General features: G+C 41.5%; 13 protein-coding genes. 10 read left to right on the top strand and 3 right to left on the bottom strand.

Annotation, left to right across the window (positions count from 1 at the left end):
- Positions 1–347 precede the first annotated feature (347 nt).
- The 6 genes from MWU82_RS22480 (at position 348) to MWU82_RS22455 (ending at position 11,797) form a co-directional block, all read left to right on the top strand.
- Positions 348–1,772 (top strand): L-serine ammonia-lyase, encoded by a 1,425-nt coding sequence (locus tag MWU82_RS22480; protein ID WP_247098009.1) that lies wholly within the window; start codon positions 348–350, stop codon positions 1,770–1,772.
- Between the two features lie 1,021 nt (positions 1,773–2,793).
- The gene (locus tag MWU82_RS22475) at positions 2,794–5,034 is read left to right on the top strand and encodes an SMP-30/gluconolactonase/LRE family protein (protein ID WP_247098008.1); all 2,241 of its coding nucleotides are present in this window, start codon (positions 2,794–2,796) and stop codon (positions 5,032–5,034) included.
- Positions 5,035–5,089: 55 nt separating this feature from the next.
- The gene (locus tag MWU82_RS22470) at positions 5,090–7,357 is read left to right on the top strand and encodes a hypothetical protein (RefSeq protein WP_247098007.1); all 2,268 of its coding nucleotides are present in this window, start codon (positions 5,090–5,092) and stop codon (positions 7,355–7,357) included.
- Between the two features lie 43 nt (positions 7,358–7,400).
- Positions 7,401–8,795, top strand: a complete 1,395-nt coding sequence (locus MWU82_RS22465) for a DUF3748 domain-containing protein (protein ID WP_247098006.1) — start codon at positions 7,401–7,403, stop codon at positions 8,793–8,795.
- 10 nt (positions 8,796–8,805) lie between these two features.
- Positions 8,806–10,935, top strand: a complete 2,130-nt coding sequence (locus MWU82_RS22460) for a hypothetical protein (RefSeq protein ID WP_247098005.1) — start codon at positions 8,806–8,808, stop codon at positions 10,933–10,935.
- 46 nt (positions 10,936–10,981) lie between these two features.
- Positions 10,982–11,797, top strand: coding sequence for a glycerophosphodiester phosphodiesterase family protein (locus MWU82_RS22455; protein WP_247098004.1), 816 nt, complete (start codon positions 10,982–10,984; stop codon positions 11,795–11,797).
- 497 nt (positions 11,798–12,294) lie between these two features.
- Here MWU82_RS22455 and MWU82_RS22450 read toward each other — a convergent pair whose 3' ends face one another.
- Complete coding sequence (locus MWU82_RS22450) at positions 12,295–12,756, bottom strand: nuclear transport factor 2 family protein (RefSeq protein ID WP_215949816.1); 462 nt, start codon at positions 12,754–12,756, stop codon at positions 12,295–12,297.
- Between the two features lie 122 nt (positions 12,757–12,878).
- Between MWU82_RS22450 and panB the strand changes: the two genes are divergently transcribed.
- From panB to MWU82_RS22435, 3 genes are all read left to right on the top strand, one after another.
- Entirely contained in the window at positions 12,879–13,697 is an 819-nt protein-coding gene (gene panB / locus MWU82_RS22445; RefSeq protein ID WP_247098003.1) for a 3-methyl-2-oxobutanoate hydroxymethyltransferase, read from the top strand.
- A gap of 79 nt (positions 13,698–13,776) precedes the next feature.
- Positions 13,777–14,475, top strand: coding sequence for an RNA pseudouridine synthase (locus MWU82_RS22440; protein ID WP_247098002.1), 699 nt, complete (start codon positions 13,777–13,779; stop codon positions 14,473–14,475).
- A gap of 188 nt (positions 14,476–14,663) precedes the next feature.
- Complete coding sequence (locus tag MWU82_RS22435; RefSeq protein WP_247098001.1) at positions 14,664–15,188, top strand: DUF4252 domain-containing protein; 525 nt, start codon at positions 14,664–14,666, stop codon at positions 15,186–15,188.
- A gap of 8 nt (positions 15,189–15,196) precedes the next feature.
- Here MWU82_RS22435 and MWU82_RS22430 read toward each other — a convergent pair whose 3' ends face one another.
- Together MWU82_RS22430 and MWU82_RS22425 are read right to left on the bottom strand one after the other, a co-directional pair.
- A complete protein-coding gene (locus MWU82_RS22430) occupies positions 15,197–16,057 on the bottom strand; it encodes an EamA family transporter (protein ID WP_247098000.1) in 861 nt (286 codons plus the stop codon).
- A 9-nt stretch (positions 16,058–16,066) separates the two neighbouring features.
- On the bottom strand, positions 16,067–17,611 hold the full coding sequence (locus tag MWU82_RS22425) for a hypothetical protein (protein WP_247097999.1): 1,545 nt from the start codon (positions 17,609–17,611) through the stop codon (positions 16,067–16,069).
- Between the two features lie 147 nt (positions 17,612–17,758).
- On the opposite strand from MWU82_RS22425, the gene MWU82_RS22420 reads away from it, so the two are divergent.
- Positions 17,759–18,931, top strand: a complete 1,173-nt coding sequence (locus MWU82_RS22420) for a 2-isopropylmalate synthase (RefSeq protein WP_215949821.1) — start codon at positions 17,759–17,761, stop codon at positions 18,929–18,931.
- Position 18,932: the final 1 nt, after the last annotated feature.

The following is an 18,932-nucleotide window of genomic DNA, read 5'->3' as shown; positions in this document are numbered from 1 at the left end:
TTGATGCATTAGTTCATTGATCCATTGCTACATTAATCCATTGGTACATTATCACATTGTTACATTTCCACATTAATCCATCTTCAAATTATCAAATCAACACATTTTCAAATTAATTCATTACCCATTTCCACATTGCTACATTAATCCATTGGTACATTATCACATTGCTACATTTCCACATTAACCCATCTATCTTTTCTCTTTTTTCTTTACTCTTCGCTTTTGGCTTTTGCCTTCTGGCTTTTGACCAATCCGTCCACAATACCGTAACAATTGCTAATAATCGCCACTACATTTCCCAATAGATAATCCTATATTTACCCTAAAAATAAACCTTTTGGAAAATGGAATGCATTAGTGTTTTCGACATGCTTAAAATAGGTGTCGGTCCCTCCAGCTCCCATACTTTGGGACCATGGCGTGCCGCCGAGCGTTTTATTGGCGAACTACTGGAAAAAAAAATATTCCCTTCCGTTACCCAAATCCAAATAGAAGTATATGGTTCCCTCTCCCTGACCGGAAAGGGCCACGCCACCGATCTGGCCATTATGTTGGGCCTTACAGGAGCCGACCCGGTCACCATTCCCATAGAAAATATAAGCGGCATAATAAAGGAAATTCAAGAAAGCAAGAAGCTCCTATTAAATAATTCCAAAGAAATTCCTTTCGATCCCAAAGTGGATATCATATTTAAAAAAGAATTTTTGCCCTTTCATGCCAATGGAATGATCTTTAGGGCCAGCTTGGCCAAAGGCAAGCAAATAAAGGAAACCTATTATTCCATTGGCGGAGGCTTTGTTGTTAAAGAAGAACTTAAACGTTCCAAAAAGAAAATGGAAGTTTTTAAGGCCTTCCCTTTTCCCATAGAAAAAGGAGCGGACCTATTGGCCACTTGCAAAAAAGAAAATAAATCCATTTCCCAATTGGTATTGGAAAATGAACGTTCCCTGCGTTCCAATTCTGAAATAGACCAAGGCCTACAACATATTTGGGACACCATGTTGGAGTGTATGTACATTGGCTGCCATACCGAAGGGAGTCTGCCCGGTGGGCTCAATGTACGGAGAAGGGCCTATGACACCCACCAAAAATTAAAGGGCGACCTCCCCTATTCTACCCCTCAGGAATGGCTGCTTACTATTAGAAAGACCGAAGTTAAATTCCGTTCCATCCTCAAATGGGTAAGCTGTTTTGCCCTAAGTGTCAATGAGGTAAACGCCTCCTTGGGAAGAGTGGTCACGGCCCCTACCAATGGCAGTGCAGGGGTAATACCGGCCGTACTTATGTACTATATGGTCATAGAAAACCACGAGGCCAATTTTGAACACATAAAGCAATTCCTCTTGGTTGCGGGTGAAATTGGCAGTATTTTTAAAAAGGGAGCCACGATTTCCGCGGCCATGGGCGGTTGTCAGGCCGAAATTGGCGTGTCGTCTGCGATGGCCGCCGCTGCACTGACAGAACTAATGGGCGGTAGCACTGAGCAAGTACTTATGGCCGCAGAAATTGCTATGGAGCATCATTTGGGCCTAACCTGTGATCCTATAGGTGGATTGGTACAAATACCTTGTATAGAACGCAACTGCATGGGAGCCATAAAAGCCATCAATGCGGCAGAACTGGCGTTGGACTCCGACCCTGCCAATGCAAAAGTGCCCTTGGACAAGGTGGTCAACACCATGTGGGAAACCGCCAAGGATATGAGTACCAAGTACAAAGAAACTTCTGAAGGCGGACTGGCCGTTGGGGTGTACCTGAGTGATTGTTAGTACATAGTGGTCCTTAGGCAAAAGCCATTAGCCATTAGGCAATAGTTTGTGTGTTCATCATTCTGAACTGACGTCATTGCGAGCCTGCCCGGCCGTCAGGCGGGCGCAGCGCGGCAATCTGCTTCTTACAGTGTACAATGCTTATGTTTGAAGTATAGTAGTATTGAGAACCTAGAGCCTAGATGTTAGAGCCAAGACATAAGAATTATGTTGAAAGTTGTTTAACTAGATGCTCCTTCCCCTTGGGAAGGTGGCTTCGACGTAGGAGAAGACGGAAGGGGTAGCCTGGGTGGCAACCTCTTATTACAGTGTACAATGAACAATTAGCAATAAACAATATTTATGTTCAATGTTTAAAAGTTGAAAGTCGTCACTTCGAGCCTGCCCGGCCGTAAGGCGGGTGATTTTATGCAACTCAGCGTAATAAAATTGTATCGAGAAATGAACGGCGTGCAAAAGCCGGTTCTCGATACTAAATGCCTGTCGGCATTTCACTCGAACTGACGATAGAATAAAACCTGTCATTGCGAGCTTGCCTAGCCGTTAGGCAGGCATAGCGTGGCAATCTGCTACTTCCTGTGAAGAGATTGCTTCGTCACCTCGCAATGATGAAATCTTCCGAAAATCTAGCCCATCAACCCATTAGAACATTAATCCATTGGTAAATTTTTCCATTACCAAATTAACACATTATCAAATCATCAAATCACCACATTGCCAAATTGCTTCATTAACCCATTGGTACATTTCCAAATTAACCCATTTTCAAATTATTACATCAACCCCAACCCACATAATCGGTCATATCCAAAATTTCAATTATTCTAACACTTTATTTAAAAATTAAAGAAGAAATGAATAATAAAGTCAATATATGATGCAAATCATGTAAAATATAGGAAGTCCAATACATTCAAATAAAGTTTATTTGTACAGGGCTGTAATACCTTTATTTAATACTTACCTATTAATGATTTCGTTACGGACCTGCTGTCTATTGCAACCAAAAATATTTAATGACATGAGAAAAAGCTTTCGAAATTTATTATGGGTCGTTCTCCTAGCGGGCATATCCTGTTCAGAGGCCCCAAAAGGGGAAACCGCCGCCACATCCTTGCCCGTTTATAAGGATGTACCCTATCTGCAGGATTACAGCATTAAATATGACAAACAAGAGGATGACCTGCTACTATTCGAAGCTTTTATGGACCGTAATGAGGTTATTCAGGTTTCTTCTTCGGACGGAATTTTACGTACCCACGATGGGCAATTCCTTTATCCTGGAATTCTTTTACCGGACAAAACTTACCGTCCCATAACAGATAAGAATATTGCTGCAATGACCACCTATCTAAATCAGTTTGTTTATCTGGATGACGAGGCGGTACTCAGCAACGCCTGGGCCGGAAGCCTATTCTTAAAACACAACCTTCCAAAAGCGAATATTTTTGCTGCCGGAACCGATTTCGATTTCTTGATAAGCGATGGACCATCGCTTCAATATGTTTCCAAAAATAATAGCGGCTGGCAAGGCGCCCTATCCAAGGATAAGGCCATAGCCATTAAATTCGACCAAAAAACCAATTCCTTCTGGATTTTGGGAGAAAAATCCGTTACCTCCTTCAATCCAAAAGATAAAACCCTAAAAACCGTCTATGAAGGGAGTAATTTTACCTCCTTTGCCCTTGTGGACAACAAATTGATATTGACCACCCTGGATGGATATTTCGAAGTAGATGCCACTTCTGGAAAACAAATTGGGGACAAAAAGACCAAATTGCCCTGGACAGAAATTACCTATGTTGGTGAAATTGACGGACATCTGTGGTTTGGATCTACCAAAGGGGCGTTTATGATGAAGGATGATGGCAAATTTAATTACTACTATGGAAAACGTTGGATGCCCAGCAACAATGTGAAACATATTTCCAAAGGTACCGATGGCTCTATCCTAATATTAACGGATACCGGGCTTGGACAAATAGTATATGAGGAAATGACCCTATATGACAAGGCCCTATATTATGAAAAACAGGTACGGGACAGACATATAAGACTGGGGTTCAATGCAACTCTAGTGGATATGGACAATGGCAATTTTGATACAGGGCGACTTTCAGATTCCGATAACGACGGACTTTGGACTACCATGTATCTGGCAGGAGAGGTTTTTCGCTATTCCGTAACCAAATCGGAAGATGCGCTTCAGAACTGTAGGGAAGCTATGGATGCTATGGAAAGATTGTTCAGCATTAACCCGGTACCGGGATTTCCTTCCAGATCTTTTGAACGAAGTGGGTATATAAATCAATTACATGATCCTGATAGATGGCAACACAGCAGTGACCCTGAATGGGATTGGAAATCTACCACCAGCAGCGATGAGGCCATTGGGCACATTTTTGCCTATGGTGCTATGGCGGAAATAATGGACAATGACCTTAAAGATCGTGCCATAGTCCTTATAGATACCCTTATGAGCCATATTGTAAGAAATGATATGTATATGGTAGATTTTGATGGGAAACCTACCACATGGGGTCGATGGAATCCAGAATACGTAAATGCACGACCCAAAATGGTGGGCGACAGAAAAATAAATGCTTCCAATATTATAGGCATGCTACAAACGGCCTATCATTTTACGGGAAAGGAAAAATACAAGGAAAAAGCCTTTGACCTAATGGATAATCATGGGTATTTGGACAACCTAATGTGGCCCATGAAAGATGTTGCCATGGCTCCGGATGATGCCGATGATTGGAGCAAGATGCTATCCGAATCCTGGAACCATTCCGATGATGAAATGTATTTTGTGGGGTATTGGGGCCTTTATAAATATGCCTTTAACGACACTCTAAAAACTAAATTCAAGGAAGCCATTATAGACCATTGGGAAATTGAACGCCCGGAAAAAGAAGGTGCCTGGAATATTATAACCGCCCTTACGGGGACCGAGGAGTTCGATTTGGAGGAAGCTGCCTGGTATCTTAGGGAACACCCTATGGATATGGTTGCCTGGGAGGTTATGAACAGCCATAGAAAAGATCTTACGTTTATAGCCCCTAATTTTAGGGAACAGACAACGGCAGAGGTATTACCTCCCGACGAGCGCCGCGTACAAAGACATAACGCCAATATGTTCACATTGGACGGAGGTAGAAATGGCACAGAGGAATTTTCGGCAGGGGACATCTGGCTGCTCCCCTACTGGATGGGAAGGTATTTAGGGGTTATTAGTGAGCCCATGCCCTCCGAATAGGAATTGAAAATCTATAATTGAAACATCAATTTAATCCTGAACAAGGTTTCAAACAATGAAATACGGCATATTAGGCATTATTATCCTATGCATTTGTGGCTGCGGTAAGAACAAGGTTAAAGCTCTTGCTGCAGCTACAGATCCAAATAGCAGGTCTGTTTATGTGGATACGCCCTATGCCCAGGAATATGCAGTAAAATACTATCTATCAGAAGATCAAAAAGCCAATGGGGTTCAGGATATACTATCCAACCGCAACAGAAATATCCAGATACTGTCCAACAATGGCCTATTGGTACCTAAAAACGGACAACAGTTCTATTCTGGAACGCTTATTCCCGATATTTCCTATAGCCCTATGGCTACTAAGAACATTGCTGCTTTCACAAAGTACAAGGATCATATTGTGTACTTGGACAACTCCCATGTTTTTAGCAATGCATGGGCCGGAAAAATACAGATAGAACACGGTCTTGAAAATCCCAAGCTCCTGGTTGGAGGTAAGGATTTCCATTTCTTGGTTTACAATGGAGAGCAGCTAGCCTACCTAAACCAAGAAGGACAAGAATTAAAACTGGCCGCCGAAACAGGTATTTCACAAATTCTATATCAGGGAATGGAAAATAGATTTTTATTGGTTTCCCCAGAAAAAATAATAGCCTTTATTCCCGGGAAACCCTTAAAGGAAATCTATGTAGGTTCAGGCATCAATTGTGCTGCTCTGGCCAATGAGGGTACCAAAATTGTGGTAGGCACCTCTAAAGGGTACTTCTACTTGGGCGAGAATAAACTTATTAAAAATGTGCCATGGCCGGAAATAACGACTATTCAGGAAATTGACGCCACACTTTGGTTTGGAACCACATGGGGTGCTTATAAACTTCTGGAGAATGGCAGCTATAGTTACTATTCCGGGGAACGTTGGTTGCCTGGTAATGAAGTAGTTGGTATTGCAAAAGGTCCCGAAAAATCGGTCCTTATACTTACCAATAATGGCGTGGGAAGTATACAAACCAAACAAATGACCCTGGAAGACAAGGCCATGTTCTACGAAAAACAGGTACGCGAAAAAAATATTAGATATGGCTTTAACTGCAGTGTAAGCAAGCTCCCCAATGGCTATGCTTCCGCGGTAATGAAAGATCAGCCCAGTGATAACCTTTGGACGGCCATGTATCTGGTAAGTCAGTTGTACAGATATAAGGTAACCGGATCCGAGGAGGCCAAACTAAATGCCTATGAATCTTTTGAGGCTATGGAAAGACTACACCACATCACCACCATAAAAGGTTTGTTTGCAAGGAGTTATGAGCGGGATCATAAAGTGGTCAATGAAAAAAAACCGGGCTGGCAAAAAAAGGAACTCCTGTCCGGCAGTCCTGCAAGTGAATGGCTCCCAGGAAATGATCATTCCAATTGGACCTGGAGAACAACCGTAAGCAGTGATCAGACCGTTGGCCAAATTTTTGCGCTTACGGCCATCCTGGAATTGGTGGACGACCAAGCATGGAAAGACCGTGCACTGGAATGCATGGACAATCTTATGAGCTATATTGTGGACAACGACTACTACATTATTGACGTAGACGGAGAACCTACACTTTGGGGAAAATGGAACCCCTCCTATATAAACGGCTTTCCAAAAAATGTAGGTGACCGCAGGCTGGGCTCCTCAAATATTATAGGTTTTCTACAAACTGCCTATAAATTTACAGGAAAGGAAAAATATAAAACCAGCGCCTATCAGTTAATGGAAGAACACGGCTATCTTGAAAACCTGATGAGGCCTATAAGCCAAATTGGTCACTCGGACAACGATGAGCTTAGTTCCAACTTGTCCCACGAGTGGAACCATTCCGATGATGAAATGTATTTTTTGGGCTATTTTGGACTAACCCCCTACGCCTTCACCCCAGAATTACAGGAGGATTACAAGAAAAGTATACAGGACCATTGGCAGGCAGAACGACCTGAAAAAAATGCGCTATGGAATTTTATATATGCGGCTACTACAGCTGCCGAAGATTTTGATCTGGACAATTCCATTTGGTTTTTAAAAAATTACCCAATGGATTTAAGGAATTGGGAAATGCAGAATTCCCACCGCCAAGATATTACCTTGCTACCCGATAATTTTAGATTACAAAGTACAAAGGAGCTATTGCCTTTGACAGAGACCCCCTTGTACCGTCATAATGGAAATATTTTCGATTTGGATCGGGATGGGAATGGTAAACAACTGATAAGTGCCGGGGACACCTGGTTGCTACCCTACTGGATGGGACGATATTTAGGGGTTATCAGTGCTCCTGAAAAAAAATAACTAAAGAATAGAATTTACAACATTAACAACCTAATTAAGTAGTATGGATTTCACAAAAAAGCCTATGAAGTTTAAATTTGAAAATAGACCAATGCTCCTATTGTTCGTGACTCCCATACTATTTAGTGCTTGTGGTCAAAATAATTATAAAATGGAAAAGCAAATTACCCAGGACCTCACCTATAACCATGACTTGGACAACAATGACAATTTTTCTCCAGATGACGAATGGCTTGTCTATGATACGCGAACAGAGAAAGGTGGCATTGGCGGCAATGGAAAAATAGAAAAGATACATGTCAAAACCGGCAAAAAAGTGGTTTTGTACGAACTACAACAAAACCAGGCCTATGGCCCGGGAGTTGGCGCGGTAAGCTATAGTCATGCCAATAATGAGGTAGTCTTTATACATGGACTATTGAACTGTTCCGAAGAGAAACCTTACGAGCAATGGCGTAGATCTGGAGTAATTATAAAGGATGACAAACCCGGAGAACCTATTTTTATGGATGCCAGGGACATCTCATTTCCATATACGGTAGGGGCTCTTAGAGGAGGAACCCATAGACATGAATATAGCGGTGACGGAAAATGGATAGGGTATACCTATAACGATGCCATTATGAAAAAGTTGGAAGATTCCACTGGCCTTACCCATAACCTTAGAACCATTGGGGTTTCCAAAAAAAACCACCCAATATCCGTTCCTGAATCCCAGGACGGGGAGAATTTTTCTGGGGAATGGTTTAGTGTGCTAGTGGTAAAAGTAGTTCCAGAACCAGTGCCAGGTTCCGATGAAATAAGCAAAGCGGCAGGTGACAGCTGGGTAGGACATTTGGGTTACCTAAAATCCGATGGAGCTACACAAAGGGCAAGGGCCTTTATAGGCTCTACAATAAGTAACAATGGAGAACAGGTAGATGAAGTTTATATTGTGGATATACCGGAAGATATTACCATTCCGGGAGACGCGGCCCTAGAAGGCACAGAAACTAGCTTGCCCGCACCCCCCAAAGGAACACGTCAACGTAGATTGACCTACACGGCCAATAACAAAAATCCCGGTTGCGAAGGCATTGTACGTTCCTCCTATGGGGGAAGTATGCTTGCCTATATTGCCAAAGATGACAATAACATTAAACAGATATTCACTATATCCCCTTGGGGCGGCGAGGCCATACAACGTACTTTTCATGACTCGGACGTGCAAGGCGGTATTCGCTGGCATCCCAAAGATCATAGATTGGTGTATGTGTGGCAGAATTCTTTGGTTGGCCTCAAAATAGAGGATGGCAAAAGTACTATCCTCACCAAACCTTCCCAAAATCCACCAAAAAATCCGGTTTGGTCCCACGATGGACATAAAATAGCCTACAACCGAATGGTTTCCAAAGACGGGAATACCCCTACCATGCAAATATTTGTCATAGAACTTTAACCAAACCAATATGTTCAGAATTCTGTTTTCATTAGCCTTAATCCTTCATTTCTCCTCCGGGATCTTCGCACAGGAGACCACTTTTTATCAGGATGTTGCCGTAATCAACGGCATTTCTGAAGGACTTCCCCAAGGCAATATTGATCAAATATTAATAGTTGACAATACCCCTATAGCAATTAGCTCCGCTGGGCAATATGAATGGAAAAATTCCAAATGGACCTCCAACAACAAGGGTGATTCGGCCATCTCCCTACCCAAATTCAAGGGCCTACCAGAGGAGGCCGGTAAAGTCCTCAGCACAATCAATTACGGGAATACCCACTATGTAGGTTGTGAAAATGGCCTTTATGTGAAAATTGGCAACACTAAGTGGAAGCAGGAGCTTCCCTCCGACAAAAATTACAGTTGGGCCTTAAAAGAGGTAGCGGCCCTAACAGTGGATACAAAAAACCGATTGTGGTTTGGTTCCAAACAAGGAATAGGCCGCTTGGAAAAAGGTAAATGGACACTGTTTACAGGAAAGGAAGGAGTGCCCTATAATCATTTCACCTGTGTAGCCCCCGGACCAAAAGGTCAGGTTTGGTTTGGTACCAAAAATGGAGCTTTCAGGGTTGAAGAGAATGTTTTTTTCTATAGGACTAACCGCAGATGGTTACCGGACAACCATGTCAATAGTATTGCCGTTGACCCAATGGGCACAGCTTGGATCGCCACAAGGAACGGCCTTGCCCAAATTGATTCCAAGAAAATGACCTATGCGGAAAAGGCTGCCTATTTTACAAAACAGGTAGAGGACAGACACAACAGGATGGGGTTCATCTGCCAAAGCCATCTTACCGAACAATTCAATATTAACACCAGCGAATTGGCCATTTCCGATAACGATGGGCAATATACCGCTATGTACGGGGCAGCTCAGGCTTTCCGATACGCCATTACCAAAGATCCGGAGGCCAGGGAACTGGCCAACAGAAGCTTCTTTGCCCTAAAATGGTTGGTAGACATTACCCATGAACCAGGGTTTCCGGCAAGGGTGATCATTCCTGTGGATTGGCATGAACCCGTTAACGAACAATACAGCAGGGAATACAATACTAGACATCAAAAAAACGACCCCTTCTGGAAGGATATTTTTCCACGTTTTCCACTTAGTGATGACGGAAATTATAGATGGAAATGCGATACCAGCTCGGACGAATTGGCCGGACATTATTTTTATTATGGCATATATCACGATTTGATTGCGGAGACCAAGGAAGAAAAGGATGCCGTTAAGCAAGTGGTCGCCGATGTAACCGACCACCTTATAAAACATGGTTTCAAATTAGTGGATTATGATGGGAAACCAACACGCTGGGGAAGTTTTGATCCCGACTATTTCAATTCCATTTGGGGCTGGGACCAACGCGGTTTAAATGCCATGATGATGCTTTCCTTTCTAAATGTAGCCTCGCATGTAACCGGAGACCCCAAATATGATGAGGTGGCCGAAATGTTGCGCGAAAAGGAAAATTATGATATCTACGCCATGCACGCCAAAGAATTTTTTCCACCAGAAAATGCAGTGCCCTGGGACAATAATCTAGGTCTTATGAGTCTGTACGGCCTCATAAATTACGAGAAGAATCCGGAAAGACAAATTATGTACCGTATTGCCCTAGAGAATGCCTGGCTACATATCAGCAAGCAAAAGAATGCCTTTTGGGACGGACTCTATGGAGCTATGGCCGGTTTTTTTACCCAAAAGGTGGATGAAGGCTTTTTTAAGCCCCAAGAACTGTTTACAGAAAATCCATTGTTTGCCAAAGCCAGCATTGACAGGTACTACAAGAGTAGCTTGAACAACCGGTTCATGACAGAAACTTTACAGCGCATTCCGTTGGATCTCATAGGTTATGATATGGACAATACCCACCGCCTGGACATACAATTGGACCCTACACCGGGACAATCTGCAGATATGGGCTGGGGCAATGACACCTATGCACTCCCAATAGACGAAAGGGGCCACGTAAGATTGGATAGGGATGCCACTGTTCTCCATGATAACGAAGGTAATGGATATGCAGAACACGAAGGCACCTTTTACCTCCTACCCTATTATTTGGCCGCATACCATAAGCTCATTGAACCCTAGACCGCTATATTGGCTATAGCCATGCGGTTATTTAAAGCATAAAACAATGCATAGGCCCTTTATAATAGTATTGTTCATTGTCCTTATGGGTCATGGTTATGGCTACCCTCAAAACGGGCTGCCCAAACCAAAAAATGGCAACACCTATGTCATAGCCCATAGAGGGGCCCATAACGGAATTCCTGAAAATTCTTTGGCCGCCTATCAGAAGGCTATTGATCTGGGATGCGATTTTGTGGAAATCGATGTAAGGACCACCAAGGATGGGGAATTTGTAAGTGTTCACAATGCCACCATAGATGCCTACGTTATGGAACAGAAAGGAAAGGTAAAAGACTATACCTTGTCCCAATTACGTGCCATGGACATTGGAATAAAAATGGACGAAAAATGGCGCAATACCAAAATTCCAACCTTCGAGGAAATCCTGGCACTGTGCCAGGACAAAATTGGTATTTATCTGGACTTAAAAGAGGCAGATCCCAAAGCCTTGATTCCGATCATTAAAAAATATGGCATGCAGGAGGACATTGTTTGGTACCTCCCTGCCAGTGCCCATACTGAACTTATGGCCATAAAGGCCAACTGTCCCGAATGCTTTATTATGCCAGACCCCGGCACCAAGAAAAACATAAAGAAAGTTCTGCAAGGATATTCCCCTAAATATATGGCTTCGGACATGGACCATATCTCCAAATCCTTTGTAAAAAAATTACATTCTAAAGGTGTCAAAGTATTTGTAGACGATGATGGGAATAATCCCGAGAAATGGCAAAAGGAATGGCAGAAACTAATGAATCTAGGGGTCGATGGTATACAAACTGATCAACCTGAAGCTTTAATTAAATTCCTTTCTTCCTAGGAAAATCGTTAATTATTTTTTCAAAGATTCCCTAAAAATATGAACTTGGCCAAGTCCATTACCTCAAAGCAAACCTGTCTGCCAACTATGGTAGGCTTACCCCCCTCCCAAGGAGGGGAATCTTTTTAGATTAAACAATATTAGCACCTAACTAATACCCTCCCCATGGGGGAGGGTTAGGGAGGGTTCCCTTGTGAAGGCCTGCCCCGCATTTTGGCGGCGGTTAGGGGTGTGTTTTATTCCCATGAACTCCAATCTTCCCCCTAGGCTCGGGTTTGCAATCCCTTCTGTCTCCACCGCCTACCAGCGAAGGATCCACCTTCCCTTAACCAAGGGAAGTAGCTTTTTTATTATCGTTCATTCAAAATTCTTATTGAAGTCCTCCCCCGGACCCCCTATTTTCAACACCAATACAATAGATTATATTTGTAATACAAACCGATCAACCGCAAGCCTTGATAGAATTTATTTCAACAATAAAAAACCAATAGTACCAATTAATCACAGCCCTCTTTTCTTCTAGTATCGATCAAATATATAATTTTCCAAGCGCCTTGGTCATTAAACAATTGAAAGGAATTTACACCGCAATGGCTAAAATTATCGTTTACCCAAAATTCGTAGTTGGTCCATGCATTGGCCATGGCACCATCAATTTGAATATTATAGGACATTATTTTTTCTTCAAATTTTGTGGTGGCGGGTATGGATACTATAGATTTTAAAAAATGGTTAAAATCATCGGTTTTCACCACTTCCCTCCCATCTGCATCCTTTCCTATGGTCTGTAGCACAATATCCTTGGAAACCGTTTCCTTTAATGCCATTGAATCCTGTTGGTGAAAGGCCTCAAAAAATGCTTCTATGGTCCTTTTAACCATCTTCTCCGCATTATTCTGGGCATTGCCAAAATTAAATGCCATCAACAAAACTAAAAAGAAAAGCCTAGTATTATTCATATTTATAAGGTCTTGACCGTCATATAAAAATAATCAAAAAATAAAAAATTGGGAACTAACTATTGCTAGATTCACAATTTTTGGAACAAATCATTACTTTTATCCCACCAAATACAATTTAGATGTCCGCTACCAAAAAAGAATACAAAAGAGTAACTGTCAAATCTCTCGTTGATATGAAAAAAAACGGAGAGAAAATATCCATGTTAACGGCTTATGATTATTCTATGGCAAAAATTGTCGATGCTGCCAATGTAGATGTAATATTGGTGGGAGATTCTGCCAGTAATGTTATGGCCGGACATGAAACCACCCTGCCCATTACCTTAGACCAAATGATCTATCATGCCTCTTCTGTAATACGGGCGGTAAACCGCGCCCTCGTGGTTGTAGACATACCTTTCGGAAGTTATCAAAGTGATCCAAAAGAGGCATTGCGCTCCGCCATCCGAATCATGAAAGAAAGTGGTGCCCATGCCGTAAAGGTAGAAGGTGGACAGGAAATAAAGGAATCTGTAAAAAGAATTCTAAACGCAGGCATACCGGTAATGGGACATTTGGGCCTAACCCCCCAATCCATTTATAAATTTGGCACTTACACTGTAAGGGCCAAAGAGGAAGACGAAGCACATAAACTCATTGAAGATGCCAAACTTTTGGAAAAAATGGGATGTTTTGCAATAGTTCTTGAAAAAATACCCGCCAAATTGGCCAAGGAAGTAGCAGAAAGTGTCTCCATTCCCATTATAGGCATTGGGGCAGGTAATGGTGTAGATGGCCAAGTACTGGTAATTCACGACCTCTTGGGAATAACCCAGGAATTTAATCCAAGATTCTTGCGGAGGTATCTTAACTTATTTGAGGAAATGGGCAATGCTATTTCCAAGTATGTAGACGATGTAAAAACGAGGGACTTCCCAAGCGACGAGGAGCAATACTAAAGAGGCAACAGATATCCCGTATAGGGTCTGCCCTTTATTGCGCGAACGGCCTATGAACTAGATAATCAATTCTATACAAGTGTCCACTAAAACAATTTCTACCCCTGAGAATCTTCAGGTTTTATACGAGGATAACCACCTTATAGCCATTAATAAAAGGGCTGGCGATATAGTGCAGGGCGATAAAACCGGGGACACTCCGCTAAGTGAGGTTGTAAAACAGTATATAAAAACAAAACACAACAAACCTGGGAACGTTTATTTAGGGGTGGCACACCGGTTAGATAGGCCAACCACAGGAATTGTGGTCTTTGCCAAAACCTCAAAGGCCCTGCCAAGGCTCAACAAATTGTTTGCTGAAAAAGATGCCCAAAAGACCTATTGGGCGGTAGTCAATAAAATGCCCGATAAGGAAGCGGATACCTTGACCCATTGGTTGAAACGCAATCCTAAACAGAATAAATCCTACGGCCATAAAAAGGAAGTTCCAGATAGCAAAAAAGCCATTTTAGACTATAAGGTCATTAAGCACCTAGACCGGTATTTTTTATTGGAAATCGATTTAAAAACAGGACGGCACCATCAAATTAGGGCACAATTGGCAGCTATTGGGTGTGTCATAAAAGGGGATTTAAAATACGGGGCAGACCGTAGCAATAAAGACGGTAGCATACATCTTCATGCCAGAAGCCTTTCTTTTATACATCCCGTAAAGAAAGAATTGTTGCAACTTATAGCGCCACCCCCTGAGGACAGCGTTTGGAACGCCTGTAAGTAAATTACCTCAGGCCAATGAGACATCGGAAGTAAACTGCAGACAACATTCCACACCCTCCCGTTCTGTTTGGGCGGGCCTGCCCGAACGGAACGGGCGGGCGTCAGAGCATTCAAATCCCTCTTAGTGATTAAATTTTCATTACCTTTAACAAAGGCCATATTACTGTGGCCAACGTAAAAAATATTTCCATGGGCAAAACAACACTATTTATTTTTGGTATGATGTTATTGGTCTCTTGTGGAAGTTACAATTCTATAGATACCTTTTATGAGGCCCATAAAAATGACAACCAGGTTACCGCCATCCGCGTACCCCATTTTATGATATCCCTATTAAGCAATATATCGCCGGAAATAAATGCATTGATAGGAGATACCAGAGATTTGAGGTATATGCAGTTTCCCGTAGAAACTCCTGCAAAGGCCGATTTTCTGAACAAGCAAATGAACGGAATTACAGGAAATTCCTTTATCGAGATTTTTCGCAAAAATGATGATTTAAAACGTTCCGTGGTTTCCGTAAGGGAACGCAAAAATTCGGTCAAGGAAATTTTAATCTTCAACAATAATAACAAAACGGGTTCATTTCTGTATTTTAATGGAAATTTCGACCCCGTTAAAGTAAGAGGAATGGCCAAAAACAACGAGTTCGAAAAACTTACCGAAAGCCTGACCAAGGAGTATAATCCAAATACTTCCGGTATAAATAACTAGTATAGAATTTATTTGTAAGACCTTACACTCTCAATAACTACTGAGCTTAAAATAAGTATCCCTCCCATTACCGTTGTCCAACTCGGAATTTCCGAAAGAAAAACCACCCCTATCAATATTCCGTATACCGGTTGCACACTGCTTAAGATACTCACTGTAGTAATGCTAAAGTGCTTAAAACAATTGAGGAACAAGGTATGCCCAATAGCGGTAGTGAACAGGGCCAATGTTAAAAGTGCCGGCCATTGATCGGCAATAGCATCCACATTATAAATAAAAAATGCCGGTGCCAAAATAAACCCTACTATGCCCGTTTGATAGGTCATCATTAAGGATCCGTTGTAATGGGCCGCCCTGGACTTTAAGATAATATTTCTGATAGCATAGACCAGTGCCGAAAAAACACCAAGACCCACGGCCACAATATGCGAATTGCCGGTTTCAAAGTCGGGAGCCAACAAATAGATCCCAGCCAATACCAAAAGTCCCAGAACAAAATGAATTCTTTGGAACGACGTTTTTAAAATCAAAGGTTCCAATAAGGCAGTTATGATAGGGTATGTAAACATGGACAACATGCCAATGGCCACACTGGAAAGCTGCAGGGCATAGAAATAGGTCAACCAATGAATCCCCATGAAAATACCACTTAAAAAAATAATAGGGTAATCTTTTTTGGCAATGCGGAACGAAATTTTCTTCCATTTACAATAGAGCAACAGAAACAAAAATGCCAAGCCGGCCCTACTAGCTATGGTAACGGGTACCGGCAACTGTACATATCTACCCAGAGCTCCTGAAGTACTTATAAAAATCATGGCCAGATTAATCTCCAGCAGATGGTTTATGTGAAGGCTTTTGCTTTTCAAGAATATATTTTATCTGGTAACGGACATGGCCTTCTCCTTAATAATTTGTGCTACGGGTTTATTTTGTAGATGACTTTCCAACCAAGAAATAATATCCAAATATAAGAAAGCTCGTTTTTCATAGGGATGGTTTTCATATTTCTTTAATTCATCGTACAGCTTTTGGAACTCATTGGGCAGCTCATGGGGGAAAATATCGCCCAAGCGTCTTAAAAATTTGATCATTTCTTTTTGTACGGCGTGTAGATCGTTCATTTTTAACAGGAACTTATAGGTGCTTTTCAACTGCACTTCCAAGTGATAGTCCATACCGGCCTCATAATGGGCAATTAGACTTAGCACTCGGGCAAAGCACATTAAATCTTCCCGCATTTTCAGGTTCTTATTATTAATGATCCTCTTTAAATACTGAATACAGGTTTTGTTGTCCCCATTTCCAAAATAAAGGCAGGCAATCTTATAGTACAATACCATGACGTGATGCTGGTCTATCCTGTCCTTATGTTTATTGATTCCGTATTCTACGATTTTGACCAAATAAAGGCCCTTTTCAAAATTGCCCTCCAGGAAATGAAGGTTTAGTTTATTTAAATTGATATATAAAAAGGCCAAGGACGCTATATTGTCATTGTCCGGAAATTCCTTGCTTCCCACAATTTTTTCCAATTTCTCCAAGGTTTCCTTGAATTGGGAGCTATATTTTACATAAAATAAGGATTCCAACAAATAATGGTTTCCCTTCAAAAAGAATACGGGGTTTAAATAGATCATTTCCTTATTATCATAAAATAGATCTACCCATTTACTGGAATACTTATAGCAGGACAAAAAATCCTGGGTCAGAAAACTGTACCAGAGATGTGCCTTGTACAACCAAAGCTTTTCCCTAAAACCCAGGTCTTCAATATTATATTTGGGCAAGTGCTTGTCAAAATATTTCTGAACCCTTTTAATATCCTCATCGCTTCTAACATAGCCAATTTTTAACATTTGCCCATATAGCTGAAGAGCCAGGTTGGATAATTTACTGGTAATTACATTTTGTGCCGAAAGTTGCTTGGCCTGTACTGCCAGTTCATCAGCCCTGTCCGGGATACTACGGGTAATATACTGGGTCTCTATCAACTTCTCAAATTCAACAATTTCATAGGCCACATTCTTCTCCTCATTTTCAATTGCGGTAGCCTTGGCCTTATCCAATATTTTAAGACTCTGCTTATAAAGTCCCTTTTGGTAAAGAATTGTAGCAAAATCCAATTGCTCACGGATCTGAACCCTTATATTCTGATTTACCGGGTTTAATTTAAGGCTCACCAAGATCTGTTTGTATAGATGGGCCTTTAAGTTGGACAATTGGGCCTTCTTTACAATCCCATTCTCCAGTATTAATTTTTCATCATATACCTTAATTTTATCCATTAAATTAAAAAGCGCAAGAAATTTGGCATCGGTATTCACTCCCAAGCGCCCAACATACAATTTAAATTGTCGTTTCTCTGACTTGGAAAGTGATTTGACCAAAACGAATAATGCATCTTTATGAGCATTTGTCATCGTAATAATAAAGGTTTATATAATTGATAATCAGTGCTTTAAATACTTCAAAAAGTTATTTAACGTTGTAAATGCTATTTTGCGATTAGGACTAGCAAACCTACTAGTACTATATTCGTATAGCGCACATAAAATTACGTAAATATAATGAGCAAAGAAAAGGTACATATTTTTGACACGACACTTAGAGATGGAGAGCAAGTCCCCGGATGTAAATTGGATACGGACCAAAAATTAATTATCGCTGAAAGACTTGATCTTTTAGGGGTAGATATTATAGAAGCGGGTTTTCCAATTTCCAGTCCAGGAGATTTTAATTCTGTGCAGGAGATTTCAAAAATTGTAAAGAATGCAACGGTATGTGGACTTACGCGTGCTGTTAAAAAAGACATTGAAGTAGCTGCAGAGGCCTTAAAATATGCTAAAAGACCAAGGATACATACAGGTATCGGAACTTCGGAATCACATATTAAATTTAAGTTCAACTCCAACAAGGAGGCTATAATAGAACGGGCCGTAGAGGCGGTAAGTTATGCCAAATCCTTTGTTGAGGATGTAGAATTTTATGCCGAGGATGCAGGTAGAACGGATAACGAATTTTTGGCAAGGGTCTGTGAAGCAGTCGTTAAGGCAGGTGCAACGGTTTTAAATATTCCCGACACAACAGGTTATTGTTTGCCGGATGAATACGGAGCTAAAATAAAATACCTAAAAGAAAACGTAACTGGTATACATAAGGCTATTTTATCCTGTCATTGCCATAATGACCTGGGATTGGCAACCGCAAACTCCATAGCCGGCGTAATCAATGGTGCCAGACAAATTGAATGTACTATCAATGGTATTGGAGAACGGGCTGGGAACACTGCCCTAGAGGAAGTGGTAATGATCTTAAGACAACACCCTACCCTGAACCTTGATACCAATATCAATAGCAAATTGCTATACGATACCAGTCAGATGGTATCCCAAAAAATGGGAGTGTACGTGCAACCCAACAAGGCCATAGTAGGTGCCAACGCGTTTGCCCATAGCTCGGGGATTCATCAGGACGGAGTAATCAAAAATAGGGAGACCTATGAAATAATAGATCCAGCAGATGTTGGGGTAAACGAGTCTTCCATTGTCCTTACCGCAAGAAGTGGTAGGGCGGCATTGGCCTATAGGGCAAAAAATGTAGGATACGAACTTACCAAGACCCAACTGGATGTGGTTTATCAGGAGTTTTTAAAATTTGCGGATAAGCAGAAAGAAATTTTTGACGAGGATATCCATGATATCATCATTGCCAGTGGCATTAAAATAAAAAGCATAGCTTAAA

It is taken from the genome of Arenibacter sp. S6351L (genome assembly GCF_023016025.1).
GTDB lineage: Bacteria > Bacteroidota > Bacteroidia > Flavobacteriales > Flavobacteriaceae > Arenibacter > Arenibacter algicola_B.
This window is presented reverse-complemented; position numbering and strand designations above follow the sequence as displayed.

Coding starts and splice junctions, on each gene's coding strand:
- MWU82_RS22470 (WP_247098007.1), top strand. CDS start 5,090: ATGAAATACGGCATATTAGGCATTATTATCCTATGCATTTGTGGCTGC.
- MWU82_RS22465 (WP_247098006.1), top strand. CDS start 7,401: ATGGATTTCACAAAAAAGCCTATGAAGTTTAAATTTGAAAATAGACCA.
- MWU82_RS22420 (WP_215949821.1), top strand. CDS start 17,759: ATGAGCAAAGAAAAGGTACATATTTTTGACACGACACTTAGAGATGGA.
- MWU82_RS22475 (WP_247098008.1), top strand. CDS start 2,794: ATGAGAAAAAGCTTTCGAAATTTATTATGGGTCGTTCTCCTAGCGGGC.
- MWU82_RS22425 (WP_247097999.1), bottom strand. CDS start 17,611: ATGACAAATGCTCATAAAGATGCATTATTCGTTTTGGTCAAATCACTT.
- MWU82_RS22450 (WP_215949816.1), bottom strand. CDS start 12,756: ATGAATAATACTAGGCTTTTCTTTTTAGTTTTGTTGATGGCATTTAAT.
- panB (WP_247098003.1), top strand. CDS start 12,879: ATGTCCGCTACCAAAAAAGAATACAAAAGAGTAACTGTCAAATCTCTC.
- MWU82_RS22460 (WP_247098005.1), top strand. CDS start 8,806: ATGTTCAGAATTCTGTTTTCATTAGCCTTAATCCTTCATTTCTCCTCC.
- MWU82_RS22455 (WP_247098004.1), top strand. CDS start 10,982: ATGCATAGGCCCTTTATAATAGTATTGTTCATTGTCCTTATGGGTCAT.
- MWU82_RS22480 (WP_247098009.1), top strand. CDS start 348: ATGGAATGCATTAGTGTTTTCGACATGCTTAAAATAGGTGTCGGTCCC.
- MWU82_RS22435 (WP_247098001.1), top strand. CDS start 14,664: ATGGGCAAAACAACACTATTTATTTTTGGTATGATGTTATTGGTCTCT.